This is a genomic window from Microbacterium sp. LEMMJ01 (genome assembly GCF_002114135.1).
In the GTDB taxonomy this organism is placed as follows: Bacteria; Actinomycetota; Actinomycetes; order Actinomycetales; family Microbacteriaceae; genus Microbacterium.
Map to the genome: position 1 here is coordinate 20,451 of NZ_NCTV01000036.1, position 26,768 is coordinate 47,218.

A 26,768-nucleotide genomic window follows, 5' to 3' on the forward strand; every position below is an offset into this window, starting at 1 on the left:
GCTTAGGCGGGCCGCGCCGCGCCGAGCGGCGGGCGGCTCGCCAACTAGACTGGGGGCGTGTCTGAAATCACCCCTGATCTTGTGCGCCATCTCGGCGTGCTCGCGCGCATCCAGCTGAACGACGACGAGGTGACGCGGCTCACGGGCCAGCTCGACGCCATCGTCGACAACATCGCCAAGGTGTCCGAGGTCGCGACCGCCGATGTCGCCGCGACGAGCCACCCGATCCCGCTGAGCAACGTGTTCCGTCCCGACGTGGTCGGCGAGACGCTCACGCACGAGCAGGTGCTGCAGAACGCCCCGGATCAGGCCGACGGCCGGTTCCGCGTCACCGCGATCCTGGGAGAAGAGCAGTGAGCGACATCATCCGGCTGACCGCGGCGGAGCTCGCCGACAAGCTCGCGACGCGGGAGGTCTCCAGCGTCGAGGCCACGCAGGCGCACCTCGACCGCATCGCCCAGGTCGACGGCGACGTCCATGCGTTCCTGCACGTCAACGAGCACGCGCTCGACGCGGCGGCCGAGATCGACGCCCGTCGCGCCGCGGGGGAGGACCTCGGGCCGATCGCCGGTGTCCCGCTCGCGATCAAGGACGTGCTCGTCACGACGGATCAGCCGACCACGAGCGGCTCGCGGATCCTCGAGGGGTACCGCTCGCCGTACGACGCGACGGTCGTGGCCCGCTCCCGTGCCGCCGGACTCATCCCACTCGGCAAGACGAACATGGACGAGTTCGCAATGGGCTCCTCGACGGAGCACTCCGCCTACGGCCCGACCCGCAACCCCTGGGACCTCGACCGGATCCCCGGCGGCTCGGGTGGGGGCTCCGCCGCCGCCGTCGCCGCCTTCGAGGCCCCGCTCGCCCTCGGTTCCGACACCGGCGGATCGATCCGTCAGCCTGCGCACGTGACCGGCACGGTCGGCGTGAAGCCGACCTACGGCGGTGTCAGCCGCTACGGCGCGATCGCGCTGGCGTCGAGCCTCGACCAGGTCGGCCCCGTCACCCGCACCGTCCTCGATGCCGGTCTGCTGCACGACGCGATCGGCGGGCACGACCCGAAGGACTCCACGTCGCTCGACGAGCAGTGGCCGTCCTTCGCCGCGGCCGCACGCGAGGGTGCGCGCGGGGACGGCCTCAAGGGCCTCCGTGTCGGCGTCATCCGCGAGCTTCCCGACAGCGGTTTCCAGCCGGGGGTTGCGGCCTCCTTCCGCAGCGCCCTGGCCCTGCTGGAAGCGCAGGGTGCGGAGATCGTCGAGATCGGTGCACCGCACTTCGAGTACGGCGTCGCCGCCTACTACCTGATCCTCCCGGCCGAGGCCTCGAGCAACCTGGCCAAGTTCGACTCGGTCCGCTTCGGTCTCCGGGTCACCCCGGCGGGCAACCCCACGGTGGAGGACGTGATGTCCGCCACGCGCGACGCCGGTTTCGGCGACGAGGTCAAGCGCCGCATCATCCTCGGCACCTACGCGCTGTCGGCGGGATACTACGACGCGTACTACGGCAGCGCGCAGAAGGTCCGCACGCTGATCCAGCAGGACTTCGCCGCGGCCTTCGCCGATGTCGACGTCATCGCCACGCCGTCGGCCCCGACCACGGCCTTCAAGCTCGGCGAGAAGATCGACGACCCGCTGCAGATGTACCTGAACGACATCACGACGATCCCGGCGAACCTCGCCGGCGTCCCCGGCATCTCGATCCCCAGCGGTCTCTCGGACGACGACGGGCTGCCCGTCGGCATCCAGTTCCTCGCGCCGGCGCGGGAGGACGCCCGCCTCTACCGGGTGGGTGCCGCCCTCGCGACGCTGCTCGTGGACTCCTGGGGCGCGCCGCTGCTGTCCCGTGCCCCTCAGCTGGAAGGAGGCGCGCGCTGATGGCCGCCGCCACGCTCATGGACTTCGACAAGGCGCTCGAGCTGTTCGAGCCCGTCCTCGGTTTCGAGGTGCACGTCGAGCTCAACACGAACACGAAGATGTTCTCCGACGCTCCCAACCCCGCGAACGAGGCGTACCACGCGGCGGAGCCGAACACGCTGATCGCCCCGGTCGACCTGGGACTGCCCGGTGCGCTGCCGGTCGTCAACGAGACGGCCATCCGCTCGTCGATCAGCCTCGGCCTCGCGCTCGGCTGCTCAATCGCGGAGTCCAGCCGGTTCGCCCGGAAGAACTACTTCTACCCGGACCTGGGCAAGAACTACCAGATCTCCCAGTACGACGAGCCGATCGCCTTCGAGGGGTCGGTCGAGGTGGAGCTCGAGGACGGCACCATGGTGACGATCCCGATCGAGCGCGCGCACATGGAGGAGGACGCCGGCAAGCTCACGCACATGGGCGGCTCGACCGGCCGGATCCAGGGCGCCGAGTACTCGCTCGTCGACTACAACCGCGCCGGCGTCCCGCTCGTCGAGATCGTGACGAAGACGATCTTCGACACCGATCACCGGGCTCCCGAGGTCGCCAAGGCGTACGTCGCCGCGATCCGCGACATCGTCCGCGGACTCGGCATCTCCGAGGCTCGGCTGGAGCGCGGCAACCTGCGGTGCGACGCCAACGTCTCGCTCCGTCGTCGGGGTGAGGAGAAGCTCGGCACGCGCACGGAGACGAAGAACGTCAACTCCATGCGATCCGTGGAGCGCGCGGTGCGGTACGAGATCCAGCGTCAGGCGCAGATCCTCGCCGACGGCGGCACCATCATCCAGGAGACCCGGCACTGGCACGAGGACACCGGGACGACCTCTCCCGGACGTCCGAAGTCGGACGCCGACGACTACCGGTACTTCCCCGAGCCGGATCTGCTTCCGGTGCGGCCGCCGCGCGCGCTGATCGAGGAGCTGCGCGCCGCCCTGCCCGAGCAGCCCGTCGCCCGTCGGCGCCGGCTCATGGACGAGTGGGGCTTCACCCCGCTGGAGTTCCAGGACGTGCGCAACGGCGGTCTGCTCGACGTCGTCGAGGCCACGATCGCCGCCGGGGCCACGCCGGCCGCGGCACGGAAGTGGTGGACGGGGGAGATCACCCGCCTCGCCAATGCGCAGGAGAAGGACGCGGTCGACCTCGTCAGCCCGGAGAACGTCGCGGCGCTGCAGCAGCTCGTCGACGCCGGGACGCTGACCGACAAGCTCGCACGCCAGGTGCTGGAGGGCGTGATCGCCGGTGAGGGCACGCCGCAGGAGGTCGTCGACGCACGCGGTCTCGCCGTGGTCTCGGACGACGGTGCGCTCATCGCGGCGATCGACGAGGCTCTCGCCGCACAGCCCGATGTGATGGCCAAGATCCAGGACGGCAAGGTCCAGGCCGCGGGTGCCATCATCGGTGCGGTCATGAAGGCCATGAAGGGCCAGGCCGACGCCGCCCGCGTCCGCGAACTCATCCTCGAGCGCGCCGCGCAGTGATTCTCGCCCCTGGGCCTCCATGTCGGAGGCCCAGGGGACAATGGATTCATGGGACACGGTGATGGCAGAGGCCGCATGGTGTCCTCGGCCGATGCCGACGACTCCGGTACGCGCATCCTCCACGTCGACATGGACGCGTTCTATGCGGCCGTCGAAGTGCTGGACGACCCGAGTCTCCGCGGACTGCCGCTGATCATCGGGGCTCCGGATGGCCGCTCCGTGGTCTCCAGCGCCTCCTACGAGGCACGGCGCTACGGCGTGCGCTCCGCGATGCCCGTGTCGCAGGCCGTGCGGCTGTGCCCGACGGCACGGATCGTCCCGCCGCACTTCCACCGGTACCAAGAGGTCTCGCGGCAGGTGATGGCGATCTTCGAGTCGTTCACGCCGCTCGTGGAGCCGCTGTCGGTGGACGAGGCGTTCCTCGACGTACAGGGTGTGCGCCGGCTCTGGGGGAGCCCCGCCCGGATCGCGGCCCAGATTCGTGAGCGCGTCCTCGCCGAGGTCGGCATCACGTGCAGCGTGGGCGTGGCCGCGACCAAGCATGTGGCGAAGATGGCGTCGACGATGGCCAAGCCGGACGGGATGCTCGTGGTCGCGGAACACGACACTCTCGCCTTCCTCGCGCCGCGCCCCGTGCGAGCGCTGTGGGGCGTGGGGCCGAAGGCGGCGGAGGCCCTGGAGGCCCGCGGCCTCCGCACGATCGGCGACCTCCGCACCGCATCGCCCGAGATGCTGGACCGCGCCGTGGGGCCGGCGCTGAGCGCGAGGCTCGCGCAGCTGGCGCGGGGGGAGGACGCGCGTGCGGTCGACACGGAGCGCGTGGAGAAGAGCATCGGACACGAGGAGACCTTCGACCACGACGTCGCGGATCGTGCCTTCCTCCGCGCGGAGCTGCTGCGGCTGGCCGATCGCGTGGGCGCGCGCCTGCGCCGGGCCGGGTGGGAGACCTCCACGGTCGCGATCAAGATCCGCTTCGACGACTTCCGGACCGTCACCCGCTCCCAGACGTTGCCGGAGCCGACCGCGGTCGGCCAGCGCATCGGCGAGGCGGCCCAGAGCCTGTTCGCGCTCGTCGAGCGTCGAGATCCGGTCCGCCTCGTGGGTGTCCGGGCGGAGAACCTCCGGCCGGCGGGAGGTGGCGCGCTGGCGCTGTGGGACGAGGACGAGGACTGGCGCAAGGTCGAAGGGGCCGTCGACGAGGCCATGGCGCGGTTCGGTTCGGCGACGATCAGCAGGGCGCGCCACATCGGACGCGGTGAAGGACGGGGCGCCGCGCGGCATCCGAAGGACCACGGCGTCGATTGACCGCGCGCCGCAGGCCGCCGTCGGCTACCGTGGGAACATGCCGAACATTGCACTGGAACTCGGGAATCAGGTCGCGTCCTTCGGCGTGAAGAGCGCGTACGGAGAACCGCAGGAGATCGATGGCGTCACCGTCACTCCGGTGGCGTTCACCTACGCGGGCTTCGGCGGAGCCAGCGGGGACGGCGGAGAAGGCGGCGGAGGTGGCGGCGTCTCGGTGCCGGTGGGCGTCTACGTCCGGCGCGAGGAGGGCCTGCGCTTCGAGCCGAACATCGTGACGCTCCTCGTCGTGGCCGTGCCCTTCGTCTGGGTCACCGGTCGGGCCCTCACGCGCATCATCCGTGCCCTCAAGAAGTGACGACGCGGTCGCAGCGGCGCTCTCGCACGCGGCGACGCTGATCGCGGAAGACGTCCGCGCACTCGCGGCCTCCAACCCCGTCGTGCTGATCGACGGGGGGAGCGGCGCAGGCAAGACCTCTCTGGCCGCGCGCGTGGCGCGAGCCTGGCCGGTCAGCGGACGCGTGCAGGTCATCGCGTTGGACTCCCTCTATCCCGGCTGGGACGGCCTCGACGACGGGGCGGAGCGCGCGCTCGAGGGCATCCTCCGTCCCCACGGACGCGGGCTTCTCGGGGCGTGGCGTCGCTGGGACTGGGAGCACGGCGAGGAGGCGGAGACCCACGCCGTCGATCCGGCCCTCGGCGTCATCGTCGAGGGCAGCGGGATCCTGCGACCCTCGACGGCACGCCTGGCCGACATCCGGATCTGGGTGGAGTCCGGCGAGTCATCGCGGAAGGCCCGTGCGCTGGCGCGGGATGGCGACACCTACCGCCCGCACTGGGACCGGTGGGCGGCGCAGGAGCGCCGTCACCTCGAGCGAGACCGTCCGAGGGAACTCGCCACTCGCGTGATCGAGGTCCCGTGATTCCGCTCAGCGGAGGAAGTGGGCGTCGCTCTCGTCCACGGCTTCGATGAGCAGCTCGAGACGGTATCCCAGCCAGTCGTAGACGGCCTGGCCGTCACCGCCGACGTCGGGTTCGTCGTCGGTGATGCCGAGCCGCGTGGCGATGACGAGCCGGATGGCGGTGAGGGTGCGGAGCCACGCGTCCACGTCCTCACGGCGTACGACGACGTCGCGGGGAACGCGGGCGCCCTCATCGGTCACCTCGGCGTCGGGGTCGAACACCTGCAGCGCCGTGCGCATGACCCGCGCGTCGTGCAGCCGTCGGTCCAGGAGGTCCGCGCGGGTGGCCGAGGCGAACGCCGCCGCGGCGTCGTCGTCGTCCGGATAGGCGGTCGGCGTCAACCGGGCCACGCCCGGGTCGTCGCCTTCGGAATCCCGGAGCAGGTCCATGAAGTCATCGACGAGCCGGGCCAGGTGCATGCCCTCGATCGTGGCGACCGAGACGGTGATCGGTGGGGTGTTCATGCGGCCTTCCTGACGGTGGCCCAGAGCCCGTAGTCGTGCATCGCCTGTGCGTGCACCTCCATGGTCTCGCGGGGTCCGGTGGCGACGATCGCGTGTCCGTCGTGGTGGACGGCGAGCATGAGGCGGGTGGCATGCTCGCGGGTGTAGCCGAAGTAGGTGCGGAAGACACGGACGACGTAGCTCATCAGATTCACCGGATCGTTCCACACGACGACCTCCCAGGGCTCCAGGGGCGCAGCGGAGAGATCGGTGGCTTCATCGATCTCGGGAAGAGCAGTCGACACGGTCAGGCCCATCCGAGCTCGTGCAGGTGGGCGTCGTCGATGCCATGGAAGTGCGCGATCTCGTGGACGAGGGTGGTGTGGATCTCGTCGCGGAGTTCGTCGATGTCCTCGCACTGCGCGAGATGCGGTTCCCGGTAGACGATGATGCGATCGGGCAGCTCACCCATCCCGTACTGCGTGCGCTCCGGCAACGCGAGGCCGTCATACAGGCCGAGCAGATCGAGGCTGCCGTCCTCGGGACGATCCTCCACCACGAAGACGACGTTCTCGAGCTGCTCGACCATCTCGTCGGGCAGCTGGTCGAGTTCGTCGATCACGAGGGCCTCGAAGGCCGCGGCGTCCATGTCCATCCCCTCCAGCCTACGGGGACGGCGACGGGTTCCTCAGTGCAGGAGGACGAGCAGCGCCGCGACGCCGATGAAGAGGCTTCCGAACACGGTGTTGAGGATCCGCTGGCCGTGCGGAGAGCGGGTGAGGCGGCGGAAGGGGCGTGCGGCCGTGGCGAAGAATCCCCACATGACGAGCACGTCGACGACCACGACGGTCGCGACGAGGGCCAGGTACTGGGGGAGCGGAGGCTGGTCCAGCCGGATGAACTGCGGGATGAACGCGAGGAAGAAGACGATCGCCTTGGGATTCAGCAGGTTGACCCAGAAGCCTCGGCGCATCATCGACCAGTGGCTCTCCCGAGCATCCACGGGATCCGGCGCGTCATCGAGCGCCGGAGCGGGGCGGGTCAGGATCAAACGGATGCCGAGGTACACCAGGTAGGCGGCGCCGGCGTATCGGATGAGGTTGAACAGGACGTCCGAGCGCGAGACGAGGAGCCCGACGCCGGCAGCCACGATCACGACATGCACGATGAGCGCAATCTGCTGGCCGATGATTCCCCAGATCGAGCGCTTCCAGCCCTGCGTGAGGGAGTTGGACATCGTGTTGATCGCGCCGGCCCCCGGCGTGAAGCTGATCACCACGGATGCGGTGAGAAGAGAGAACCAGACCGCCAGTGACACCAGGACAGTCTAGGGCCCGCGTGACAGGCGAAGAGGCTCGGACCGAACCGGTCCGAGCCTCTTCGAGCTGGGGTGAGTAACGGGGCTTGAACCCGCGACCTCCTGGACCACAACCAGGCGCTCTACCAACTGAGCTATACCCACCATGCGCCCGTCGAAACAGGCAACCCCACGAGTCTATTACATGTTCGGAGCGAACTCTGACACCGTGCGCGCGGCGATCTCCTTGGCGTCGTCGCTGGAGGGACCCGGCTCGTCCACGAAGACGGCCTCCCGGTAGTAGCGGAGCTCGCGGATCGACTCCAGGATGTCGGCCAACGCGCGGTGGCCGCCGTCCTTCGCCGGAGCCTGGAAGAACACGCGGGGGTACCAGCGGCGGGAGAGCTCCTTGATGCTGGAGACATCGACGTTCCGGTAGTGGAGCCACTGGTCGACCTGAGGCATGTACTTCGCGAGGAACATCCGGTCGGTGCCGATCGTGTTGCCGGCGAGAGGCGCGCGGCGCTCGAGGGGGACGAAGCGGCGGATGTACGCCAGCGTCTGCTCCTCCGCCTCCTCGAGGGTGACCCCGTGCGGGATCTCGTCGATGAGCCCCGAGGTCTCGTGCATGGCGGTGACGAAGTCGTTCATGTTCGCGAGCGCGTCCGCGCTCGGACGGATGACGACCTGGAATCCGGGGTCGAGCGGACGGAGCTCGAAGTCGGTGACCACCACCGCGATCTCGACGAGCTCGTCGACGGCGAGATCGAGCCCCGTCATCTCGCAGTCGATCCAGACGAGGCGGTCGTTCTCCGAAGCAGTCACCATGTCGCCATCCTATCGACGGCCCCGACATCGACCCGCGGGGCGCGGTACGGTAGAGACGTCCGCCTCCGTAGCTCAGGGGATAGAGCAGGAGCCTTCTAATCTCTTGGTCGCAGGTTCGAATCCTGCCGGGGGCGCCACTGATCGCCCGTCACATCGACGGCTCTCAGCAGTGCCGCAGCGCGTCGACCGCGTCGTCTGCGCGCCAGAACTCGCCGATCAGCCGGAAGCCGCCCGTCGCCAGATGGAGCCGCTCCGCACGGTAGCGGACGCCGAGGGGATCGGCCACCGCGCGGAGGTGACCGAGGACATGCTCGCGGCTGTCCTGGACACGCCACAGGTGATCGGCGGCACGGACGAGGTGCTCTCGACGGGACGCGAGCGGCGGGGCTGCAAGCGGGACTCCGGGAGCGGGGGTCGAGGTGGTGGTGGCGGTCATGGTCTCTCCTTCCATGGTTCGAACATACGACCGGCCACCGACATTCGTCCGGGCGTCGATATGCGGCGGTGACCGGGCCTCTTCTGCACGGACCGTCTCCGCTGTCGAGCTTCCACAGAACGCGCGATCGCGCCCTCGCGCACCCATCGGCGCGGTGCACGCTGGAGGTCATCCGGCCGCCGAGCCGGCACCGAGAGGACGAACACATGATCGACACCGTGACCATCGTGGGCAGAGTCGCGACGGACCCCACCCCCGGGCGGACGAGCGCCGGAGTGCCCGTCACGAACTTCCGGCTGGCGAGCACGCACCGGCGCTTCGACCCGGCGAGCGGGACCTGGGTGGATGCGGGGACCAACTGGTTCTCGATCGCCGCCTTCCGACGGCTGGCGGAGCACGCGCGGGCATCGCTGCGAGTGGGCGACAGCGTCATCGTCTCCGGGCGACTCCGGGTGCGCCCATGGGAGAGCAACGGCAAGCAGGGGACGAGCGTCGACATCGACGCGGACACCATCGGACACGATCTGCGGTGGGGGACCACGGCATATCGGCCGAGCTCCCGGCCGTCATCCGGGGAGGCGGGGGAGAGCGCTGATCTCTCGACGGTGGATGACGAGGCGCACGACGCGTGGGATCAGCCTGCAGAGACCGAGGCGGCCTAGACTCTGCTCGTGCTCCGATCGGTCCTCCCGTCCCGCGCTGCGGCGCTCGTGCTCGTCGCCGGTGTCTCGGCCGCCGTCCTCGCCGGATGCGCGCCGGAGCCCACGGCGACGCCGACTCCCACGGCGACAGCCACCGCTGATCCGACACCGTCCGCCGCTCCTGCTCTGGTGCCGGACGGGAGCGCCGAGGACAACCTCCCCGTCTTCACGGCGGTGGCGGAGCAGGTCTGGGGGACGGAGCAACGCGGGGAGGGGCGCGCGTACGTCGACGGTCTCGTCGCGGCGGGATTCGATCGGGACGCCATGCAGCTCACGCCGGACCAGTCCACGGTCGGGAACCCGGCGGAGAGCATCCAGTTCTCGGTCCGCTGGGGCGAGGAGGAGTGCCTGATCGGACAGGTCGGTCCCTCCACCGGTGCCGTCGTGACCACGGTCATGCCCCAGCTCGCCGGCGGGCGGTGCCTGGTGGGCGCGACGCGGCCGATCGACTGGTGACTCGCGTACACAGATAAGCCCACTCGCGGCCGGTAGGCTGGAGTGTCGATCTTCGACGCCAACAGAAGGAGCGGTTTTCGGTGGCTGAGTACATCTACTCCATGGTTCGTGCCCGCAAGGCGGTGGGTGAGAAGCTCATCCTGGACGACGTCACGATGGCGTTCCTGCCGGGCGCGAAGATCGGCATGGTCGGCCCCAACGGCGCCGGAAAGTCGACGATCCTCAAGATCATGGCCGGGCTCGACACCCCGTCCAACGGTGAGGCCAAGCTCTCGCCGGGGTACTCCGTCGGCATCCTCATGCAGGAGCCGGAGCTCGACGAGTCGAAGACGGTCCTCGAGAACATCCAGGACGGCATCGCCATCAAGGCCAAGGTCGACCGGTTCAACGAGATCTCCGCGCTGATGGCCGATCCGGACGCCGACTTCGACGCGCTCCTCGCGGAGATGGGGACGCTGCAGGAGGAGATCGACGCGGCGGACGGCTGGGACCTCGATTCCCAGCTCGAGCAGGCGATGGACGCCCTCCGCACCCCGCCCGGCGACGCGGCCATCGCTCCGCTCTCCGGTGGTGAGAAGCGCCGTGTGGCGCTGGCCAAGCTGCTGCTGCAGAAGCCCGACCTGCTGCTCCTCGACGAGCCCACCAACCACCTCGACGCGGAGAGCGTGCTCTGGCTCGAGCAGCACCTCCAGTCGTACAAGGGCGCCGTGATCGCCATCACCCACGACCGGTACTTCCTCGACCACGTGGCCGAGTGGATCGCCGAGGTCGACCGCGGACGCCTCATCGGCTACGAGGGAAACTACTCGACGTACCTGGAGAAGAAGGCGGAGCGCCTCGACATCCAGGGCAAGAAGGATGCCAAGCTCGCCAAGCGCCTGAAGGACGAGCTCGACTGGGTCCGCTCCAGCGCGAAGGGCCGTCAGACGAAGTCGAAGGCGCGTCTGGCCCGGTACGAGGAGATGGCGGCCGAGGCGGAGCGCACCAGGAAGCTGGACTTCGAGGAGATCCAGATCCCCGCCGGTCCTCGACTCGGCAACGTCGTCATCGAGGCCAAGAACCTCAAGAAGGGCTTCGACGGCCGCTCGCTCATCGACGGCCTGAGCTTCAGCCTTCCGCCGAACGGCATCGTCGGCGTCATCGGCCCGAACGGCGTCGGAAAGACGACCCTGTTCAAGACCATCGTCGGGCTGGAGCCGCTGGACGGCGGCGACCTCAAGATCGGCGAGACCGTCAAGATCAGCTACGTCGACCAGTCGCGGTCGTCGATCGACCCGAACAAGACCCTGTGGGAGGTCGTCTCCGACGGCCTGGACTTCATCACGGTCGGCAAGACCGAGATCCCGTCCCGTGCCTACGTCTCGAAGTTCGGGTTCAAGGGCCCGGACCAGCAGAAGAAGGCCGGCGTGCTCTCCGGTGGTGAGCGCAACCGTCTGAACCTCGCGCTCACCCTCAAGGAGGGTGGCAACCTGCTCCTCCTCGACGAGCCGACCAACGACCTCGACGTCGAGACGCTGAGCTCCCTGGAGAACGCGCTGCTCGAGTTCCCCGGCTGTGCGGTGGTCATCACCCACGACCGGTGGTTCCTCGACCGGATCGCGACGCACATCCTCGCCTACGAGGGCACGGACGAGAAGCCCGACCAGTGGTACTGGTTCGAGGGCAACTTCGAGGCCTACGAGCAGAACAAGATCGAGCGTCTCGGCCCGGATGCGGCGAAGCCCCACCGGTCGACGCACCGCAAGCTCACCCGCGACTGAGGCGGCCATGAGCACCGACTCGCCGGGTTCCCGCCTGCACATCCCGATCCACCTCCGTTGGGGCGATCTGGATGCGTTCAACCACGTCAACAACACCTCGATGCTCAAGCTGCTCGAGGAGGCGCGCGTCCGCGCGTTCTGGCGTGCGGGACCCGGCGAGGAGGCGCCGTCCACCGCCGTCCTCGACTCCGGGATCGAGGAGGGCATCCTGACGCTCATCGCGCGGCAGGAGATCGAGTACCTCGCTCCGGTTCCGTACCAGCGGCGCCCGCTCGAGGTGCAGATGTGGTTCGGGAAGCTCGGCGGGTCCAGCGTCGAGGTCTGCTACGAGGTGCACAACGACCCGGCCGCCGAGCCGCGTGAGCTCTACGCGCGATCCACGGCCATCATCGTGCTCGTCGACGCGGGCACGGGACGGCCGACACGCCTGACGGCGGAGATGCGCGAGGCGTGGGAGCCGTACGTCGGTCCCTCCATCGAGTACGCACACCGCTGAGCGCAGCGTCAGCGATCCTCGGGAACCCGGATCATGATCTCCTGAGCGACGCTCGCCACGAGCGTGCCCTCTCGGGTGTACACGCGCCCCGTGGCCAGACCGCGACCGCCGCGGGCGCTCGGCGACTCCTGCACATAGAGGAGCCACTCGTCCACGCGCGCCGGGCGGTGCCACCACATCGCGTGGTCCAGGCTCGCGACCTTCAGGCCGGGAAGTGACCAGGAGACCCCGTGAGCGCGCAGGATCGACTCCTGGATCGTCATGTCGCTGAGGTAGGCCAGGGCGGCACGATGCAGCCGCTGGTCGTCGGGGAGCGGGGCGCGCAGTCGCATCCACACCGCCTGCCGGGGGACCCGTTCGTCATCGTTCGGCAGATAGAGGGGGGAGTCGACGTGGCGGATGTCGGCCGCACGCTCGCTCAGCATGCGTCGCGCACCTCCGGCGAGTGCGGGCACACGGTCCTCATCGGGGGCGAGGTCTTCCGGGACGGGCACACCGGCGGGCATGGGCTCCGCGTGCTCCACCCCGGGGTCGGCATCCTGGAACGAGGCGATCATCGAGAAGATCGGCACGCCGTTCTGGTACGCCTGGGTGCGGCGGGTGGAGAACGAACGTCCGTCGTGGATCCGGTCGACGGCGATGGTGATCCCCTGGCTCGCATCGCCGGGACGGAGGAAGTAGCCGTGCATCGAGTGGACGGCGCGGTCCTCCGGAAGCGTGCGCTCCGCGGCCACGAGGGTCTGCGCGAGCACCTGTCCGCCGTAGATGCGGCCGCTCGGCATCGGGTGCGACGAGCCCGTGAAGATGTCCTCGGTGGTCCGCGCCTGGGTGGCGTCGAGGTCGAGGACGTCGAGAAGACGCTCCACGGTCTGGATGGCGTGCTCGTCGGCGCTCATGTGTTCCCCTCCGCGGCCCGGGGTCGCCGCTCGTTGGTAGTTTAGAACGCGTGACCCCTCAGCTCCTGCTCGCCGATCCGGACACGGCGAAGGATGTCCTCACGTTCACGGGCCGCGCGGCCCGGGTGTCCGACGAGGGTGTGCGTCTCCAGGCTCATCAGGGCGTCCTGGCGCTCACCACGGCGGTCCTCGCGCCTCAGGGGCTCTTCGATCAGACGCCGACGATCCTTGCCATGCGCATCGTCCGTGCCGACCCGGAACTCGAGTGCGACCTCGTGATCGACGCCCTGAGGTCGACGGACGACCCGCAGCGCCTCGCTCTGCCGGAGACCGCTCTCTCGCCCGCGTGGGCCGGTGTCGCGCCCCCACGACAGGGGTGGGCGCTGGAGTCGACCCTTCCCGCCTCCGTCATCGCGCAGCGCGCGCAGTGGGGCATCTCCGCGGTCGCGCACGGCGCGGGACCGGGATCCGGCGAAGAGGCGGTGCGTGCGCTCCGCGCGGCGATCTGGGGCGAGCCGGACGACGACCTCGGCGGCCTGCCGCGCGGCGTCGCTTTCGCGGCCGACGCGCTCGGCTTCATCTCCGGCGAAGAGGACGTGCCCGTGACGCGTTCCGGTCGTTGGACGCGGCTCGCGTTCCGCCGCGGCCACGTGCTCGCCCGCGGTCCCGTGGCCTCCGGGCTGACCAGCGTGCGAGCCACCGGCACCCGCGCCTGACGGGACCACGGGACCGGCGGGCAGCTCCGGATCAGCCGAGGGCAGCCGCTGCGCGTCCGGCCTGACGGCCGGAGAACAGGCACCCGCCGAGGAACGTGCCCTCCAGGGCTCGGTAGCCGTGCGCGCCACCGCCGCCGAAGCCGCTGGCCTCGCCCGCGGCGAAGAGACCCGGAATCGGCGCGCCGCTTCCATCCAGGGCGCGACCGTCGAGATCCGTGTTGATCCCCCCGAGGGACTTCCTGGTGAGCACGTGCAGCTTGACCGCGATCAGCGGCCCGGCGGCGGGGTCCTGGAGCCGATGCGGGGCCGCGGTGCGGATGAGCTTGTCACCGCGATAGGCCCGCATCGAGCGCAGCATGCCGATCTGCGGGTCCTTGCTGAAGTCGTTGGCCATCTCCCGGTCGCGGGCGACCACCTCGCGGCGCACGGCCTCGATGTCCAGGAGCTCGCCCCCGGGGTGGGCCGCCATCTGCTCCAGCAAGGACTCCAGGTCGTTCTCGACGATGAAGTCCTCGCCCTCGTCGAGAAACGACTGCACGGGTCCGGTCGGCCCTTTCGCGAGGCGGGACTTGAGGAGCAAGGCCACGTCCTTGCCGGTGAGATCCGGGTTCTGCTCGCTGCCGGACAGCGCGAACTCCTTCTCCACGATCTGCCGCGAGGTCACGAACCAGGAGTGGTCGTGACCCGTCCGCCGCAGGTGCTCGAGCGTGCCGAGGGTGTCGAAGCCGGGGAAGAGCGGAACGGGGAGCCGGCGTCCGGTCGCGTCGAGCCACAGCGACGAGGGCCCGGGCAGAATGCGGATGCCGTGCTGCGGCCACACCGGGTCCCAGTTCGTGATGCCCTCCACGTAGTGCCACATCCGGTCGCCGTTGATGAGGCGCGCCCCGGCGGCGACGCTCACGGTCTGCATCGAGCCGTCGACATAGGCGGGCACGCCGGAGAGCATGTGCGCCGGGGGAGTGCCGAGGCGCGAGGGCCAGGCCGCGCGGACGAGGTCATGGTTTCCGCCGATGCCCCCGGAGGCCACGATCGTCGCCGTCGCGTCGATCTCGAACGCGCCGATCACGTCTCGGGACGAGGCGACGCCCCGGGCGGCACCGTCCGACGCCAGCACGCTCCCGCGGGCACCGGTCACGCGCCCGCCGGTGAGGACGAGTTCCTCGACGCGGTGTCTGGCGAGGACGGTGAGCCGTCCCTCGCGCTCTCCCTGCTCGACGGCGGCCGCGAACGGGGTGACGATCCCCGGCCCGGTGCCCCAGGTGATGTGGAAGCGAGGGACCGAGTTCCCCGGACCGAGGGCGCCGTAGCCGCCCCGCTCGGCCCAGCCGACCACAGGGAAGAAGCCGACGCCGCGGGCGCGGAGCCACGAGCGCTTCTCGCCGGCCGCGAACTGCAGATAGGCCTCTGCCCAGCGCCGGGGCCACTCGTCCTCGGGGCGGTCGAACCCGGCGGTGCCGAACCAGTCCTGGGTCGCGAGCTCGAGCGAGTCGGTGATGCCGAGGCGGCGCTGTTCCGGAGAGTCCACGAGGAACAGCCCGCCGAAGGACCACCACGCCTGCCCGCCCAGGTTCGTCCGGGGTTCCTGGTCCACGATGACGACCCGACGTCCGGCCTCGAGGGCTTCCGCGGCGGCGACGAGACCGGCCAACCCCCAACCGATCACCAGGACGTCTGCGGTCGGGGGTGTGGTCGTCATGGGGTCTCCGTTGATTCCTGACGGGAGCGGGTCTCCAGGGTCGTGCGCCCCTGGGGTGCCGTGCCGATGCCGGACGGCTCGAATGTGTTCACCATGGCATAGGCGGCGCGCTCCAGGTAGTCCCAGAGAGTGGTTTCGTGCAACGGGGACAACTGCGCCTCGTCCACGGCCGTGCGCATATGACGAAGCCAACGATCCCGGGCGTCGGGGTCGACCCGGAAGGGCATGTGACGCATCCGCAGGCGGGGATGGCCGCGGGTCTCGCCGTAGGTGCTCGGGCCGCCCCAGTACTGCTCGAGGAACAGGAGCAGGCGCTCCTCGGCCGGACCGAGGTCATCCTCCGGATACATCGGCTTGAGCACGGGGTCGAGGGCCACTTCGCGATAGAACACCGAGACGATCTTCGCGAACGTCTCGCGCCCGCCGACCTCGTCGTAGAACGTCACTTGTCTGCACTCCCGTCGCCGCCGGTGTTCTTCTTGCGCCGCCAGATGCCGCGATCCGGGATCACGGGCACCCCGGTGACGGCGTTGGGGCGCGTCTTCGGCGGGTTGGCGCCCCGGACGCGGCGCGCACCCTCCAATCCGGTGGGCACGACGTCCGCGAGACGCGGCACGTCGATCTCCTTCTCCAGCAGAGCGGCTCGGAGGCGACGTCGGAGCTCCTGCGCCACGTCGTCGCGCGCGTTCGCCCTGGTCTTGATGACGGCGCGCACCACGAGGGCGTCGCCGTCCACCGACTCCAAGCCCCACAGCTCCGGCTTCTCGACGATGCGCGTGCGCCACTTCGGGTCCTTCGCCAGGCCCTGCGCCGTCTCCAGCAGGATGTGCTCGACCTGGTTGAGGTCGGAATCGGGTGCCACACCGATGTCGACGATGGCACGTGCCCAGCCCTGCGACATGTTCCCGATCCGGGTGACCTCTCCGTTGCGCACGTACCAGAGGGTCCCGTTCACGTCCCGCACCTGGGTCACGCGCACACTCACGTACTCGACGACGCCGCTCGCGAGCCCGAGGTCGACGACGTCGCCGATGCCGATCTGGTCCTCGGCGACGAGGAAGATCCCGTTCAGCACGTCTTTGACGATGTTCTGGGCCCCGAAACCGAGGCCGGCACCGACCGCCGCCGTGAGAAGGGTGAGCGATCCGAGGAGAGCATTGTCGATCGCGTTGACGATGAGGATGATCGCGATGATCACGAGCATCACGTTGACGATGTTCTGCAGGATGGTGCCGAGTGTGCGTGTGCGCTGGACCAGTCGCATGTCGGCCAGCGGGGAGCGTTCGAGTGCCTGGGTGTCGTCGACGGCGGCCTTGTTCTTGGCGGTGTCGACGATGCGGTGCACGACCCGCCTGATCACCCGGCGCAGTACGAGCGCGATGAGGACGCAGGCGCCGATGATCAGGGCGATCTGCAGGAGCTTGCCGCCGACCTTGGTGAGCAGCGCGAGCATGTCCACCACCCACGCGGGGAGTTCGGCGGGCGTCGGCGTGGGGGTCGTGTCAGCGGAAATCAGCATCGTCTCGATGGTACCGAGAGGGCCTCTGCGCCGGCTGGAAGAGCGGCGGCAGAGGCCCGTGTCGGTGTCGGCGGTGGAGGGTCAGTCCTCGGCGTCGCGGGACTGCGCGGCGAGGGCGCGCTCCACGTCCGCGAGGTTCTCCAGCACGAGACGGCGCAGAGCGGGCGGCGCGTCCTGGTGCTCGGAGAGCCAGCCCCGCGTCGCGTCGCGCAGCGCGACGTCGGCGAGAGCGGTGGGGAAGAGCCCGACGATCAGGTACTGCGCGATCTGGTAGGTCCGCGACTCCCACACCGGCAGGAGCATGTCGAAGTACTGCGGCACGAAGGCGCCCAGCACCTCCGCACCCGCCGGGTGGACGAAGCCGAGCGCCGCCGAGCGGACGATCGTGTTCGGGGCGTCGTCGCGCGCGATCAGCGCATCCCAGGCCTCCTGCTTCGCGGCCGCGTCCGGAAGAGCGGCGCGCGCCTGCGCGGCGAACTCCGCACCCTTCGCGGTGTTGTCGGCGGCGAGCGCGGCGTCGATGGCCCCGGCGTCGGTCGCACCGATCGTCGCGAGGCCGACGAGGAGCTGCCAGCTCAGGTCGGCGTCCACGTCGAGCCCGGGGAGCGTCTCCTCACCCGAGCGCAGACGCCCGACGATGCCGGCGTGCTCCGGTGTCACCAGGTTGTTCGCGAAGGCGGTGACGAACTGGAGCTGGCTGTCGCTGCCGGCCTCCGCCGACTCGGCGAGTGCCCAGAGGCCATCCGCCACCTTCAGCCGTGCCGCTTCGCGCTCCGCCGGGGCGACGTACAGGGTCGCGGCCGTGCGCAGCTGAGCGAGGGTGGTGCGGACCGTGGTGGACTCGGTCTCCCGGCCGATGTTGCCGAGAACGAGGTCGATGTAGTCGGACGCCGCCGTCTCCGCGTCGCGGGTCTGGTCCCAGGCTGCTCCCCAGACGAGCGAGCGGGCGAGGGGATCGTGGATGTCGGCGAGGTGGGCGATCGCGGTCGCGAGCGACTTCTCGTCGAGACGGATCTTCGCGTACGCGAGGTCGTCGTCGTTGAGGAGGATGAGGTCGGGACGGTCGAGGCCCTGGAGTTCGGGGACCTCGGTGCGGTCGCCGTCCACGTCGACCTCGATGTGATGGGTGCGCGTGAGCGCGCCGTCCTGCAGCCAGTAGAAGCCGATGCCGAGACGGTGCGGACGGATGGTCGGGTAGTCGGCCGGAGCCGTCTGGGTGATGGCGAAGCGCGAGATCCTGCCGTTGTCGTCCTCGGCCACGACGGGCTCGAGGGTGTTCACACCGGCCGTCTCCAGCCACTTCTTCGACCAGGTGCCGAGATCGCGGCCGCTCGTGGCCTCCAGCTCCGTCAGGAGGTCGCTGAGCTCGGTGTTGCCCCAGGAGTGCTTCTGGAAGTACTGCGAGACACCGGCGAAGAACGCCTCGATGCCGACCCACGCGGCGAGCTGCTTGAGGACCGAGCCGCCCTTGGCGTAGGTGATGCCGTCGAAGTTGACCTGCACGTCCTCGAGGTCGTTGATCTCGGCGACGATCGGGTGCGTGGAGGGGAGCTGGTCCTGGCGGTAGGCCCAGGTCTTCTCCATCGCGTTGAAGGTGGTCCAGGCCTCGGTCCACTCGGTCGCCTCGGCCGTCGCGATGGTGGACGCCCACTCCGCGAACGACTCGTTGAGCCAGAGGTCGTTCCACCACTTCATGGTGACGAGATCGCCGAACCACATGTGGGCGAGCTCGTGCAGGATCGTCACGACGCGACGCTCCTTGACGGCGTCGGTGACCTTGCTGCGGAAGACATACGTCTCGGTGAACGTCACCGCTCCCGCGTTCTCCATCGCGCCGGCGTTGAACTCGGGCACGAAGAGCTGGTCGTACTTGGCGAACGGGTACGGCACGCCGAACTTCGACTCGAAGTAGGCGAAGCCCTCACGGGTCTTGTCGAAGATGTAGTCGGCGTCCAGGTGCTGCCAGAGGCTCTTGCGTCCGTAGACGCCGAGCGGGATCACGCGGCCCGAGGCGCTGGTGAGCTCCGAGAAGGTGGCCTCGTACGGTCCGGCGACGAGGGCCGTGATGTAGGAGGAGATCCGGGGCGTGGGCTCGAAGCCCCAGGTGGCCGAGACCCCGTCGTCGTGGACGATGGGCTCCGGGGTGGGGGAGTTGGAGACGACCTTCCACTCCGCAGGGGCGGTCACCGTGAACTGGAAGGTGGCCTTGAGGTCGGGCTGCTCGAAGACGGCGAACACGCGACGGGAGTCGGGCACCTCGAACTGCGAGTAGAGGTACACCTCGCCGTCCACCGGGTCGACGAAGCGGTGCAGACCCTCGCCGGTGTTGGTGTACAGGCAGTCGGCGTCGACGACGAGGACGTTCTCCTCCTGCAGCCCGGCGAGTGCGATCCGGGAGTCGGCGAAGACCTCGCGCGGGTCGAGCTGCTCTCCGTTGAGCGAGATCTCGCGCACGTCGCGGGCGATGAGGTCGATGAAGGTGAAGCTGTCGGGGGACGCGGAGAAGCGCACGACGCTCCGGGAGCCGAAGACCTCGGCGCCCTTGGTCAGATCGAGGGCGACCTCATAGGAGTGCGTGTCGACGACGTCGCGGCGCTCCTGCGCTTCGATTCGGGTGAGGTTCTCTCCAGGCAAAGCTGTACTCCCAGGGGTGAGGGGATGTAACCGGGGGTCGGCGCAGTTGGCGCCGACGGCAACCATGACAGCCTACGCCAGAGCGACGCGCGCGCCGTCGATCCTCACGAACCGGGGATAGTCACGGTCGTGCGGACGCTCGTCGTCCGCGGAGATGGGAAGATGGAGGGGTGACCGCGATCGAGCCGAATGTCGTTCCCTTTGCCTCGCCCGCCGCTGCCGGCGGCGACCCCTATGTGACCACGCCCGTCGCCTACGACGCCATCCTCTTGGCGAGCTTCGGCGGCCCGGAGGGCCAGGAGGACGTGATCCCCTTCCTCCGGAACGTGACGCGTGGTCGGGGCATCCCGGACGAGCGGCTGGAGGAGGTCGCGCACCACTACCGTCACTTCGGCGGCGTGAGCCCGATCAACGGCCAGAACCGCGTGCTCAAGGAGGCGCTGGAGAAGGCGCTCGTGGCCCGGGGGATCGACCTCCCGGTGTACTGGGGCAACCGCAACTGGGGTCCGTACCTCGAGGACGTGCTCCCCGAGGCGTCGGCCAACGGCCACACCACCCTCCTCGCCTTCGCAACGAGCGCCTACAGTTCGTTCTCCAGTTGCCGCCAGTACCGCGAGGACTTCGCCCGCGTGCTGACCGACACCGGCCTCGGCGAGACGGTCACCATCGACAAGATCCGTCCCTTCTACGACCACCCCGGCTTCGTCGAGGCCTTCGAGGCGGGCGTGCGGGAGTCGGTGCAGGGCTACCTCGACCAGGGGTTCGCGCCGACCGAGATCCAGGTCCTCTTCTCCACGCACAGCATCCCGACCGCCGACGCCGAGCGCTCCGGCGCCCGCGACATCGACTGGGGCGAGGGCGGGGCCTACGCCGCCCAGCACCTCGCCGTGTCGGAATGGACGATGGAGCAGGTGCGGGCCGCCGTCCCGGGAGCCGCCGACGTGCCCTGGGAGCTGGTCTACCAGTCGCGTTCCGGCCCCGCGTCGCAGCCCTGGCTGGAGCCCGACGTCTGCGACGTGATCGCGGAGCTCCCGGCGCGCGGTCGCAAGGCGGTCATCGTGGTCCCCGTCGGCTTCATGAGCGACCACATGGAGGTCCTCTGGGATCTCGACACCGAGGCCGCCGAGGCCGCGGAGGAGGCGGGCCTCGCCTTCGTCCGCACGCCGACGCCCGGTGTCCGCGAGGCTTTCGTCGAGGGCATCGTCGACCTCATCGAGGAGCGCCTGCAGGGTCGCCCGAACGCGGAGCGTCCGCACGTCACCGATCTGCCCGGTGCGTTCGACGTCTGCCGTCCCGGGTGCTGCGAGAACGTGCGCGCGGGGTTCAAGCCCGCGGCTGCCGGCATCGCCCCCTGAGTCGCGGACGGAGCGGATCCTAGGATGGAGAACATGCGCATCCACATCGCCACCGATCACGCCGGACTCGAGTTCTCGACCCAGCTGCAGGAGCATCTCCGCGCCGCGGGGCACGAGGTGATCGACCACGGTCCGGTGGAGTACGACGCGCTCGACGACTACCCGGCCTTCTGCATCCGGGCGGCGCAGGCCGTCGTCGTCGATCAGGCGACAGGGGTGCCGGCGCTCGGGGTCGTCTTCGGGGGCTCGGGCAACGGCGAGCAGATCGCCGCGAACAAGGTCGCCGGGGTCCGCGCAGCGCTCGTCTGGAACCTCTCCACGGCCGAGCTCGCGCGGGAGCACAACGACGCGAACGTCATCTCCATCGGAGCTCGTCAGCACACCTACGACGAGGTCACGGCGTTCATCGACCGGTTCATCGCCACGCCGTTCTCCGGCGACGAGCGGCACGTCCGGCGCATCGGACAGATCGCCGACTTCGAGCGCGACGGCTCGCTCCTCCCGGACCCCCGAGCCTGACATGCCCGAGGGACATTCCGTCCACCGCATCGCGCGGCAGTTCGATCGCAACTTCGTCGGCAAGACGATGAGCGCCTCCAGCCCGCAGGGACGCTTCGCCGAGGGCGCCGCGGTGCTCGACGGACGCCAGGCCGTGAGCGTGCAGGCCGTGGGCAAGCAGATGTTCCTCGAGGCGGAGGGTGACCTCTGGCTGCGCGTGCATCTCGGTCTCTACGGTGCCTGGGATTTCGCGGGGGAGATCCTCGTCGACCCCACCATCGCGTCGGCCAACGGCAGGATGGGCCAGACCAATCAGCGCGGCACCACTCTCGACGAGGCGATCCTCGACGACGCGGGGGAGAACTCCCTCGCCTCGATCGGGGCGCCGCGGCGCGCCAGGGTCCACGTGCGGATGTCCGAGCAGACCAAGGGGCTGACCGACGAGGTCGACGAATGGCCGCCGCCCGTGGTGGGTCAGGTGCGGCTGCGCCTCATGACCGACATCACGGTGGCCGACCTGCGCGGTCCCACCGCCTGCGTGTTGCAGACTCCCGAGGAGATGCTGGCGACGGTGGCCAAGCTCGGTCCCGATCCGCTCGTCGGCGATCCGGCGGAGAACGAGGAGCGGTTCGTCCGCGCCGTGCGGAAGAAGCCGACCCCGATCGCGCTGCTGCTGATGGACCAGGCGGTCGTCAGCGGCATCGGCAACGTGTACCGCGCCGAGATGCTCTACCGGCAGCGGCTGAACCCGCACACGCCCGGCCGCGACGTCCCGGAGGATGTCGTCAGGGCGCTCTGGCATGACTGGGTGCGACTGCTGGCCATCGGCGTGGAGACGGGTCAGATGATGACCATGGACGGGCTGTCTCCCGAGCAGTACCGCGCCGCGATGGCGAGCCGCGACGATCGTCACTGGGTCTACCACCGGGCCGGCCTGCCGTGCCGGGTCTGCGGGACCGAGATCGCGCTGGAGGAGATCGGCGCCCGCAAGCTGTACTGGTGCCCGCGCTGTCAGGCCTGAGGGCGGGATCCCCGGGGCTCCCGCCGCTCTAGGCTGGGATCCATGCGACAGAATCCGAGCTTCACGCTCGCCGATGTGGCCGAGATCCGCCGCGTCATCGACGCCAACCCGTGGGCGACGGTGGTGAGTGCGCCTGAGGACGGTCTGGTCGCCTCGCACTATGCCGTCCTCCTCGACGACGACCGCGATGATCTGACGGTCGTGGGGCACGTGGGCCGCCCGGACGACGCCATCCACGGCCTGGGGGAGCGGGAGATCCTGCTCGCCTTCCAGGGGCCGCACGGGTACGTCTCCCCGGGCTGGTACGGCGACGTTCCCGCGGTCCCGACCTGGAACTACACCGCGGTGCACCTGTCGGGCGTTCCCGAGATCCTCAGCACCGCGGAGAACCTCCGTGTGCTCGATGCCCTGGTCGCGCGGTTCGAGTCGCGGCTGCCCGACCCGCGCCTGATGTGGGAGCGTCCGAACGACGCGGCCTTCATCGAAAGACTCGAATCCGGAACGGTCGGCTTCCGCCTCACCCCGACGAAGGTCGTCGCCAAGCGGAAGCTGAGCCAGAACAAGCCCGCGGAGACCATCGAGGCGGTGATCGCGGCGCTGCATGCCGAAGGGCCGTATGCGAACGCCGCCCTCGCCGCGGAGATGCGTCGTGCACAGGACGCACGGACGGGTGGAAGGGCGTGAGCGCCCTCGGAGTCGAGGTCGGAACGGTCCGTGCCGTCCGCCCCGTCGGTCCGGGGCGGGAGTTCCTGCTGGATGATGAGCCGGTCGACCTCCACCTCGCCGACGGACGCATCGTCGACATCGCGCCGACCGGGGCCCTGCCGGCGCGCGGCGAGGTCATCGAGGCCGACGGTGCCTGGGCGGTGCCGGGGCTCTGGGACAACCATGTGCACACTGTGCAGTGGGCCCTCGCCGCGGAGCGCGTGCCGCTCGGCGCGGCGGACTCGGCCGCCGGGGCCGCGAGGTTGATGCGCGACGCGCCCGTGCTGCCGGACGGCCGACGGATCGGCACGGGGTTCCGGGACGCGCTGTGGCCGGATCGGCCATCCGTGGCCGCGCTCGATGCCGAGACGGGCGTCGTGCCCACCTACCTGATCAATGCGGACGTGCACAGCGTCTGGCTGAACTCGGCGGCCCTGGCGCGCGAAGGCTTCCGCGGAGACGACGGTCTGCTCCGCGAGGAGGACGCGTTCGAGATCTCCCGGCGGCTCAATGCCGTCGATCCTGCCCACAGCGATGAGGCGGTCATCCGCGCGGGGGCGGCCGCCGCGGCACGGGGCGTGACCGGTCTGGTCGACTTCGACATGGCGTGGAACGCCGATGCCTGGCCGCGACGGATCCTCGCGGGCTTCGCCGCGCACCGTGTCGAGTTCGCGTTCTACCCGGCGGATCTCGATCGGGCGATCGCCGCGGGCCTCCGCACGGGGGAGCGCCTTGCGGTGACGGATCCGACCGGGCTTGTCGGGTCCCTCGTGCGGGTCGGGTCGTTGAAGGTGATCAGCGACGGCTCGCTCGGCACCCGTACGGCGGCGTGCTCACACTCCTACCCCGGCGACCCCGCGAACTTCGGGGTGCTGACGGTGCCTCCGGACGAGCTCACGGCGCTGCTGACCACTGCGGCGGGAGCGGGGATCGAGGTCGCCGTGCACGCGATCGGCGATCGCGCCGTGACGGCGGCCCTCGACGCGTTCGGCGCTTCCGGTGCCACGGGGTCGATGGAGCACGCGCAACTGGTGCGGCACGCCGACCTCGCCCGATTCGGCCGGCTCGGGGTGCGCGCGAGCGTCCAACCCCAGCATGCGGTGGACGACCGCGACCTCGTCGAGCACCACTGGGCGGAGCAGACCGCGATCGGCTACCCGCTCGCCTCGCTGCTGTCGGCGGGTGCGGAGGTGCGCTTCGGCTCCGATGCGCCGGTCGCGCCGCTCGACCCCTGGCATGCGATCGCCGCGGCGGTCTGGCGGACCGACGACGACAGGGCCGCCTGGCATCCGGAGGAGCGGGTGACGCTGGATCAGGCCCTCGAAGCGAGTGTCCGCACGTCGCTCCGGCCCGGTCAGAGCGCAGACATCGTGCTCCTCGGGAGTGATCCTCGCACCGCTGACGCGGCGGGGCTCCGGATGATGCCCGTCACCACCACGCTGCTCGGCGGTCGCCTCACGCACGTCGCCTGAGGCAGCGCGCACACGACGAAGGGCGGCCCCGGATCGGAGCCGCCCTTCGTCGTGTGCGTGGTATCAGGCCGCGATGTGCGACACGAGGAACCAGCGGTCCTTCTCCAGCCCGCGCTGGATCTCGATCGCCACGTCCTGGCTCGTGAGGTCGACCTCGTCGAGGCCCTCCACGGCCGCCTTCACATCGACGAGGATCGCGTCGATGTCGGCGATCACGGCGCGGATCAGCTCGTCCGACTGCGCGAAGCCGGCCGGAACGCCGGTGGCGCCTGCCTTCTCGGCGACGGCGTTCACGCGCGCGTCGATCGGAAGGCCCAGAGCGACGATGCGCTCGGCGGCAGTGTCGGCGAAGTCTCCGGCGTGGGCGACGATCGTGTCGAGCAGCTCGTGCACGCCGACGAAGTTGGCGCCGCGGACGTGCCAGTGCGCCTGCTTGCCGTTGACGGTCAGCGCCTGGAGGCCGAGGACGACGGGGGAGAGGAACTGCGCCGCACCGGCGGCCACAGTCGGGTCGATGGCGGTGGTGGAAACGGTCTGGGCCTTGCTCATCTTCTTGCTCCTCCGAATGAAGTTCTCTGTCTGACGAGTACAACGTTACTCAGGCTCAGGCATTCCGCAAGGAAGCTGAGGCTCCACTCACTTCCGCGTGATTCCGGGGGCGTGAGGGTAGTCTCGCGTCATGAGCATCGCTGCCGGAGCCTCCGTCCTCGCCCTCCCGGATCGCACCCCCGAGCTCGACGACACCGCCTTCGTCGCTGACGGCGCGCGCATCGTCGGCGCGGTGTCTCTCGGAGCCGGTGCCAGCATCTGGTACAACGCGGTGCTCCGCGGTGACTCCTCGCCGATCGTCATCGGACCGGGCAGCAACGTGCAGGACAACGTGTCGATCCACGTCGACGGCGGGCATCCCGTCCTCGTCGGGTCACGGGTGTCGATCGGGCACAACGCTGTCGTGCACGGCTGCACGATCGGTGACGGCTCTCTCATCGGGATGGGGGCCGTCGTCCTCAGCGGCGCCGTGATCGGAGAGGGCTGCCTGATCGCCGGCGGTGCCGTCGTGCTGGGTGGGACCGAGGTGCCGCCGGGTTCCCTCGTGGCAGGCGTGCCGGCGAAGGTGCGCAGGGCGCTCTCCGACGACGAACGCGCCGCGCTGCTGGCGAATGCCGCGATCTACCTGGAACACGTGGCCACGCACACGCAGGCGAGCGAGGCGTGAGACCTCCCCCCGCTAGGCTGGGCGGTACGGGGCGGTGGCCAAGCTGGTTAAGGCAGTGGGCTCATAACCCAACGATCGTCGGTTCAAGTCCGACCCGCCCTACTCCCTGGCCTCGTCTGTCGTAATCGTCGCGGCGCTCTCCTGTCTCTTCTCTGGAGGTCTCGACGCCCGTCAGCCTCCGGATCGGAGCAGGAGCCATGACGACAACGAGTGTGCCGAACGCGGAGACGCGTCGTCGGATCGAGGATGTGGGGCAGTTCGCGTTGCGTCTCGCGATCGCGGCGAGTTTCGCCCTCGCCGTCGCCGACCGTTTCGGCGTCCTCGGCGGCCCGGGGGCAGATGGTGTGTCGTGGGGCTCGTGGACGATCTTCCGTGCGTACACCGCGCAGCTCGTCCCTGTCCCCGTCGACGCAGTGGTCGACACGGCGGCGGTGCTGGCGACGACTCTGGAGACCGTCCTCGCCCTGCTTCTGGCCGTCGGGCTGTGGACCCGGATCGCGGCGGGAGTCGCTGCGCTGCTCACGGCGACGTTCGGGGTGACGATGCTCGTCTTCCTCGGACCGCTTGCGCCGTTCCGGTACCCGGTCTTCGTCTTCACAGCCGCCGCGATCCTGCTCGCGGGGCTGAAGCGCTACCGGTGGAGCATCGATGCGCTGCGAAAGGAGGTGCCGGGAGCGGGGAGAGACAACGATGCCCCCGGCACCAGGTAGACGGCGAATGCCTCTACAGACGGACGGACGCGTCGGAAGGGGAAGCGATCCGTCACGGGAGAGATGACGAGGTGACCGTTTCATGACGCCGTTTTCCGCAGGATCACGGCATATTGCGTGTGCCGCGAGAAACCCGTTCGGCCGAACCGCGTAACAGAACGCGCCGTTCTGCATCCCTTCCTGGGGACATCACTCGCGCGGAAGAAGCCAAATGCGCGAGTTCATCGATCATCTGGGGAGTCGAAAGTGCCAGTCATTCAGCA

At 69.7% G+C, this 26,768-nt stretch carries 30 protein-coding genes and 3 tRNA genes; 20 read left to right on the plus strand and 13 right to left on the minus strand.

The genetic code is table 11. The features are described from left to right. Positions 1 to 57 precede the first annotated feature (57 nt). The 6 genes from gatC to B7W94_RS15005 are packed head-to-tail and all read left to right on the plus strand — an operon-like array spanning position 58 to position 5,610. Positions 58 to 357: an Asp-tRNA(Asn)/Glu-tRNA(Gln) amidotransferase subunit GatC gene (gene gatC / locus B7W94_RS14980; RefSeq protein ID WP_025103377.1), complete on the plus strand. Its 300-nt coding sequence runs from the start codon at positions 58 to 60 to the stop codon at positions 355 to 357. Beyond that, positions 354 to 1,871, plus strand: a complete 1,518-nt coding sequence (gene gatA, locus B7W94_RS14985) for an Asp-tRNA(Asn)/Glu-tRNA(Gln) amidotransferase subunit GatA (protein ID WP_085607437.1) — start codon at positions 354 to 356, stop codon at positions 1,869 to 1,871. The genes gatC and gatA overlap by 4 nt, the downstream gene beginning before the upstream one ends. Continuing rightward, positions 1,871 to 3,385, plus strand: coding sequence for an Asp-tRNA(Asn)/Glu-tRNA(Gln) amidotransferase subunit GatB (gatB, locus tag B7W94_RS14990; RefSeq protein ID WP_085607439.1), 1,515 nt, complete (start codon positions 1,871 to 1,873; stop codon positions 3,383 to 3,385). Before gatA ends, gatB begins: the two co-directional genes overlap by 1 nt. A gap of 48 nt (positions 3,386 to 3,433) precedes the next feature. Next, positions 3,434 to 4,690: a DNA polymerase IV gene (locus tag B7W94_RS14995; protein WP_085607441.1), complete on the plus strand. Its 1,257-nt coding sequence runs from the start codon at positions 3,434 to 3,436 to the stop codon at positions 4,688 to 4,690. A 37-nt stretch (positions 4,691 to 4,727) separates the two neighbouring features. After that, complete coding sequence (locus tag B7W94_RS15000) at positions 4,728 to 5,045, plus strand: hypothetical protein (protein ID WP_071328758.1); 318 nt, start codon at positions 4,728 to 4,730, stop codon at positions 5,043 to 5,045. Continuing rightward, complete coding sequence (locus tag B7W94_RS15005; protein WP_085607443.1) at positions 5,029 to 5,610, plus strand: hypothetical protein; 582 nt, start codon at positions 5,029 to 5,031, stop codon at positions 5,608 to 5,610. Before B7W94_RS15000 ends, B7W94_RS15005 begins: the two co-directional genes overlap by 17 nt. 6 nt (positions 5,611 to 5,616) lie before the next feature. Here the strand turns inward: B7W94_RS15005 and B7W94_RS15010 are convergent, their stop codons facing one another. From B7W94_RS15010 to orn, 6 genes are all read right to left on the minus strand, one after another. After that, on the minus strand, positions 5,617 to 6,114 hold the full coding sequence (locus tag B7W94_RS15010) for a DUF2017 family protein (protein WP_085607445.1): 498 nt from the start codon (positions 6,112 to 6,114) through the stop codon (positions 5,617 to 5,619). Further along, positions 6,111 to 6,410 carry an ATP-dependent Clp protease adapter ClpS gene (gene clpS, locus B7W94_RS15015; protein ID WP_025103384.1) on the minus strand — a complete coding sequence of 100 codons (300 nt, stop codon included), beginning with the start codon at positions 6,408 to 6,410 and terminating at the stop codon, positions 6,111 to 6,113. The genes B7W94_RS15010 and clpS overlap by 4 nt, the downstream gene beginning before the upstream one ends. After that, positions 6,401 to 6,748 (minus strand): metallopeptidase family protein, encoded by a 348-nt coding sequence (locus tag B7W94_RS15020; RefSeq protein ID WP_025103385.1) that lies wholly within the window; start codon positions 6,746 to 6,748, stop codon positions 6,401 to 6,403. Before B7W94_RS15020 ends, clpS begins: the two co-directional genes overlap by 10 nt. Positions 6,749 to 6,781: 33 nt before the next feature. After that, complete coding sequence (locus B7W94_RS15025) at positions 6,782 to 7,411, minus strand: LysE family transporter (RefSeq protein ID WP_085607447.1); 630 nt, start codon at positions 7,409 to 7,411, stop codon at positions 6,782 to 6,784. A 68-nt stretch (positions 7,412 to 7,479) separates the two neighbouring features. Further along, positions 7,480 to 7,555: transfer RNA gene (locus B7W94_RS15030), tRNA-His, on the minus strand. Between the two features lie 36 nt (positions 7,556 to 7,591). Beyond that, positions 7,592 to 8,218, minus strand: a complete 627-nt coding sequence (gene orn, locus B7W94_RS15035) for an oligoribonuclease (protein ID WP_025103387.1) — start codon at positions 8,216 to 8,218, stop codon at positions 7,592 to 7,594. 61 nt (positions 8,219 to 8,279) lie between these two features. Between orn and B7W94_RS15040 the strand changes: the two genes are divergently transcribed. Then, positions 8,280 to 8,355, plus strand: a tRNA-Arg gene (locus B7W94_RS15040). 26 nt (positions 8,356 to 8,381) lie between these two features. Here B7W94_RS15040 and B7W94_RS15045 read toward each other — a convergent pair. Next, complete coding sequence (locus B7W94_RS15045) at positions 8,382 to 8,654, minus strand: hypothetical protein (RefSeq protein WP_025103388.1); 273 nt, start codon at positions 8,652 to 8,654, stop codon at positions 8,382 to 8,384. Between the two features lie 206 nt (positions 8,655 to 8,860). Between B7W94_RS15045 and B7W94_RS15050 the strand changes: the two genes are divergently transcribed. The 4 genes from B7W94_RS15050 to B7W94_RS15065 all read left to right on the plus strand — a co-directional run bounded on the left by B7W94_RS15050 (position 8,861) and on the right by B7W94_RS15065 (position 12,067). After that, a complete protein-coding gene (locus tag B7W94_RS15050; RefSeq protein WP_025103389.1) occupies positions 8,861 to 9,316 on the plus strand; it encodes a single-stranded DNA-binding protein in 456 nt (151 codons plus the stop codon). Between the two features lie 9 nt (positions 9,317 to 9,325). Further along, positions 9,326 to 9,811 (plus strand): DUF6993 domain-containing protein, encoded by a 486-nt coding sequence (locus tag B7W94_RS18160; protein ID WP_025103390.1) that lies wholly within the window; start codon positions 9,326 to 9,328, stop codon positions 9,809 to 9,811. Between the two features lie 80 nt (positions 9,812 to 9,891). After that, the gene (gene ettA / locus B7W94_RS15060) at positions 9,892 to 11,571 is read left to right on the plus strand and encodes an energy-dependent translational throttle protein EttA (RefSeq protein WP_025103391.1); all 1,680 of its coding nucleotides are present in this window, start codon (positions 9,892 to 9,894) and stop codon (positions 11,569 to 11,571) included. 7 nt (positions 11,572 to 11,578) lie between these two features. Then, complete coding sequence (locus tag B7W94_RS15065; RefSeq protein WP_025103392.1) at positions 11,579 to 12,067, plus strand: acyl-CoA thioesterase; 489 nt, start codon at positions 11,579 to 11,581, stop codon at positions 12,065 to 12,067. An 8-nt stretch (positions 12,068 to 12,075) separates the two neighbouring features. Here the strand turns inward: B7W94_RS15065 and B7W94_RS15070 are convergent, their stop codons facing one another. After that, entirely contained in the window at positions 12,076 to 12,963 is an 888-nt protein-coding gene (locus B7W94_RS15070) for an acyl-CoA thioesterase (RefSeq protein WP_085607449.1), read from the minus strand. A gap of 50 nt (positions 12,964 to 13,013) precedes the next feature. Between B7W94_RS15070 and B7W94_RS15075 the strand changes: the two genes are divergently transcribed. Then, a complete protein-coding gene (locus tag B7W94_RS15075) occupies positions 13,014 to 13,679 on the plus strand; it encodes a hypothetical protein (protein ID WP_025103394.1) in 666 nt (221 codons plus the stop codon). Positions 13,680 to 13,710: 31 nt separating this feature from the next. On the opposite strand, the gene B7W94_RS15080 is transcribed toward B7W94_RS15075, so the two are convergent. The 4 genes from B7W94_RS15080 to pepN all read right to left on the minus strand — a co-directional run bounded on the left by B7W94_RS15080 (position 13,711) and on the right by pepN (position 19,528). Further along, positions 13,711 to 15,375, minus strand: a complete 1,665-nt coding sequence (locus tag B7W94_RS15080; protein ID WP_085607451.1) for an FAD-binding dehydrogenase — start codon at positions 15,373 to 15,375, stop codon at positions 13,711 to 13,713. Next, complete coding sequence (locus B7W94_RS15085) at positions 15,372 to 15,821, minus strand: globin (RefSeq protein ID WP_085607453.1); 450 nt, start codon at positions 15,819 to 15,821, stop codon at positions 15,372 to 15,374. Before B7W94_RS15085 ends, B7W94_RS15080 begins: the two co-directional genes overlap by 4 nt. Then, on the minus strand, positions 15,818 to 16,894 hold the full coding sequence (locus B7W94_RS15090; RefSeq protein WP_085607455.1) for a mechanosensitive ion channel family protein: 1,077 nt from the start codon (positions 16,892 to 16,894) through the stop codon (positions 15,818 to 15,820). Before B7W94_RS15090 ends, B7W94_RS15085 begins: the two co-directional genes overlap by 4 nt. 81 nt (positions 16,895 to 16,975) lie before the next feature. After that, positions 16,976 to 19,528 carry an aminopeptidase N gene (gene pepN, locus B7W94_RS15095; RefSeq protein ID WP_085607457.1) on the minus strand — a complete coding sequence of 851 codons (2,553 nt, stop codon included), beginning with the start codon at positions 19,526 to 19,528 and terminating at the stop codon, positions 16,976 to 16,978. A 170-nt stretch (positions 19,529 to 19,698) separates the two neighbouring features. Between pepN and B7W94_RS15100 the strand changes: the two genes are divergently transcribed. The 5 genes from B7W94_RS15100 to B7W94_RS15120 are packed head-to-tail and all read left to right on the plus strand — an operon-like array spanning position 19,699 to position 24,579. Continuing rightward, entirely contained in the window at positions 19,699 to 20,883 is a 1,185-nt protein-coding gene (locus tag B7W94_RS15100; protein ID WP_025103399.1) for a ferrochelatase, read from the plus strand. 33 nt (positions 20,884 to 20,916) lie between these two features. Next, on the plus strand, positions 20,917 to 21,402 hold the full coding sequence (locus B7W94_RS15105; RefSeq protein WP_025103400.1) for a ribose-5-phosphate isomerase: 486 nt from the start codon (positions 20,917 to 20,919) through the stop codon (positions 21,400 to 21,402). 1 nt (position 21,403) lies between these two features. After that, positions 21,404 to 22,402: an Fpg/Nei family DNA glycosylase gene (locus B7W94_RS15110; protein WP_025103401.1), complete on the plus strand. Its 999-nt coding sequence runs from the start codon at positions 21,404 to 21,406 to the stop codon at positions 22,400 to 22,402. Between the two features lie 42 nt (positions 22,403 to 22,444). Beyond that, positions 22,445 to 23,086 (plus strand): FMN-binding negative transcriptional regulator, encoded by a 642-nt coding sequence (locus B7W94_RS15115; RefSeq protein WP_025103402.1) that lies wholly within the window; start codon positions 22,445 to 22,447, stop codon positions 23,084 to 23,086. Further along, the gene (locus B7W94_RS15120; protein ID WP_085607459.1) at positions 23,083 to 24,579 is read left to right on the plus strand and encodes an amidohydrolase; all 1,497 of its coding nucleotides are present in this window, start codon (positions 23,083 to 23,085) and stop codon (positions 24,577 to 24,579) included. Before B7W94_RS15115 ends, B7W94_RS15120 begins: the two co-directional genes overlap by 4 nt. Positions 24,580 to 24,642: 63 nt before the next feature. Here B7W94_RS15120 and B7W94_RS15125 read toward each other — a convergent pair whose 3' ends face one another. Further along, positions 24,643 to 25,128, minus strand: a complete 486-nt coding sequence (locus tag B7W94_RS15125; protein WP_025103404.1) for a Dps family protein — start codon at positions 25,126 to 25,128, stop codon at positions 24,643 to 24,645. Positions 25,129 to 25,258: 130 nt separating this feature from the next. On the opposite strand from B7W94_RS15125, the gene B7W94_RS15130 reads away from it, so the two are divergent. The 3 genes from B7W94_RS15130 to B7W94_RS15140 all read left to right on the plus strand — a co-directional run bounded on the left by B7W94_RS15130 (position 25,259) and on the right by B7W94_RS15140 (position 26,505). Then, positions 25,259 to 25,795, plus strand: coding sequence for a gamma carbonic anhydrase family protein (locus B7W94_RS15130; protein WP_085607461.1), 537 nt, complete (start codon positions 25,259 to 25,261; stop codon positions 25,793 to 25,795). A gap of 28 nt (positions 25,796 to 25,823) precedes the next feature. Further along, a tRNA-Ile gene (locus B7W94_RS15135) sits at positions 25,824 to 25,897 on the plus strand. A 95-nt stretch (positions 25,898 to 25,992) separates the two neighbouring features. Then, entirely contained in the window at positions 25,993 to 26,505 is a 513-nt protein-coding gene (locus tag B7W94_RS15140) for a DoxX family membrane protein (protein ID WP_085607463.1), read from the plus strand. Positions 26,506 to 26,768: the final 263 nt, after the last annotated feature.

Bases quoted from the DNA above. Each gene is read 5' to 3' on its own strand.
- B7W94_RS15050 (WP_025103389.1), top strand. From the start codon at position 8,861: ATGATCGACACCGTGACCATCGTGGGCAGAGTCGCGACGGACCCCACC.
- B7W94_RS15010 (WP_085607445.1), bottom strand. From the start codon at position 6,114: ATGAACACCCCACCGATCACCGTCTCGGTCGCCACGATCGAGGGCATG.
- B7W94_RS15000 (WP_071328758.1), top strand. From the start codon at position 4,728: ATGCCGAACATTGCACTGGAACTCGGGAATCAGGTCGCGTCCTTCGGC.
- gatB (WP_085607439.1), top strand. From the start codon at position 1,871: ATGGCCGCCGCCACGCTCATGGACTTCGACAAGGCGCTCGAGCTGTTC.
- B7W94_RS15140 (WP_085607463.1), top strand. From the start codon at position 25,993: ATGACGACAACGAGTGTGCCGAACGCGGAGACGCGTCGTCGGATCGAG.
- B7W94_RS15020 (WP_025103385.1), bottom strand. From the start codon at position 6,748: ATGGACATGGACGCCGCGGCCTTCGAGGCCCTCGTGATCGACGAACTC.
- B7W94_RS15105 (WP_025103400.1), top strand. From the start codon at position 20,917: ATGCGCATCCACATCGCCACCGATCACGCCGGACTCGAGTTCTCGACC.
- B7W94_RS14995 (WP_085607441.1), top strand. From the start codon at position 3,434: ATGGGACACGGTGATGGCAGAGGCCGCATGGTGTCCTCGGCCGATGCC.
- B7W94_RS15065 (WP_025103392.1), top strand. From the start codon at position 11,579: ATGAGCACCGACTCGCCGGGTTCCCGCCTGCACATCCCGATCCACCTC.
- clpS (WP_025103384.1), bottom strand. From the start codon at position 6,410: ATGGGCCTGACCGTGTCGACTGCTCTTCCCGAGATCGATGAAGCCACC.
- B7W94_RS15045 (WP_025103388.1), bottom strand. From the start codon at position 8,654: ATGACCGCCACCACCACCTCGACCCCCGCTCCCGGAGTCCCGCTTGCA.
- B7W94_RS15130 (WP_085607461.1), top strand. From the start codon at position 25,259: ATGAGCATCGCTGCCGGAGCCTCCGTCCTCGCCCTCCCGGATCGCACC.
- B7W94_RS15090 (WP_085607455.1), bottom strand. From the start codon at position 16,894: ATGCTGATTTCCGCTGACACGACCCCCACGCCGACGCCCGCCGAACTC.
- B7W94_RS15110 (WP_025103401.1), top strand. From the start codon at position 21,404: ATGCCCGAGGGACATTCCGTCCACCGCATCGCGCGGCAGTTCGATCGC.
- B7W94_RS15080 (WP_085607451.1), bottom strand. From the start codon at position 15,375: ATGACGACCACACCCCCGACCGCAGACGTCCTGGTGATCGGTTGGGGG.
- B7W94_RS15115 (WP_025103402.1), top strand. From the start codon at position 22,445: ATGCGACAGAATCCGAGCTTCACGCTCGCCGATGTGGCCGAGATCCGC.
- B7W94_RS15070 (WP_085607449.1), bottom strand. From the start codon at position 12,963: ATGAGCGCCGACGAGCACGCCATCCAGACCGTGGAGCGTCTTCTCGAC.
- B7W94_RS15125 (WP_025103404.1), bottom strand. From the start codon at position 25,128: ATGAGCAAGGCCCAGACCGTTTCCACCACCGCCATCGACCCGACTGTG.
- orn (WP_025103387.1), bottom strand. From the start codon at position 8,218: ATGGTGACTGCTTCGGAGAACGACCGCCTCGTCTGGATCGACTGCGAG.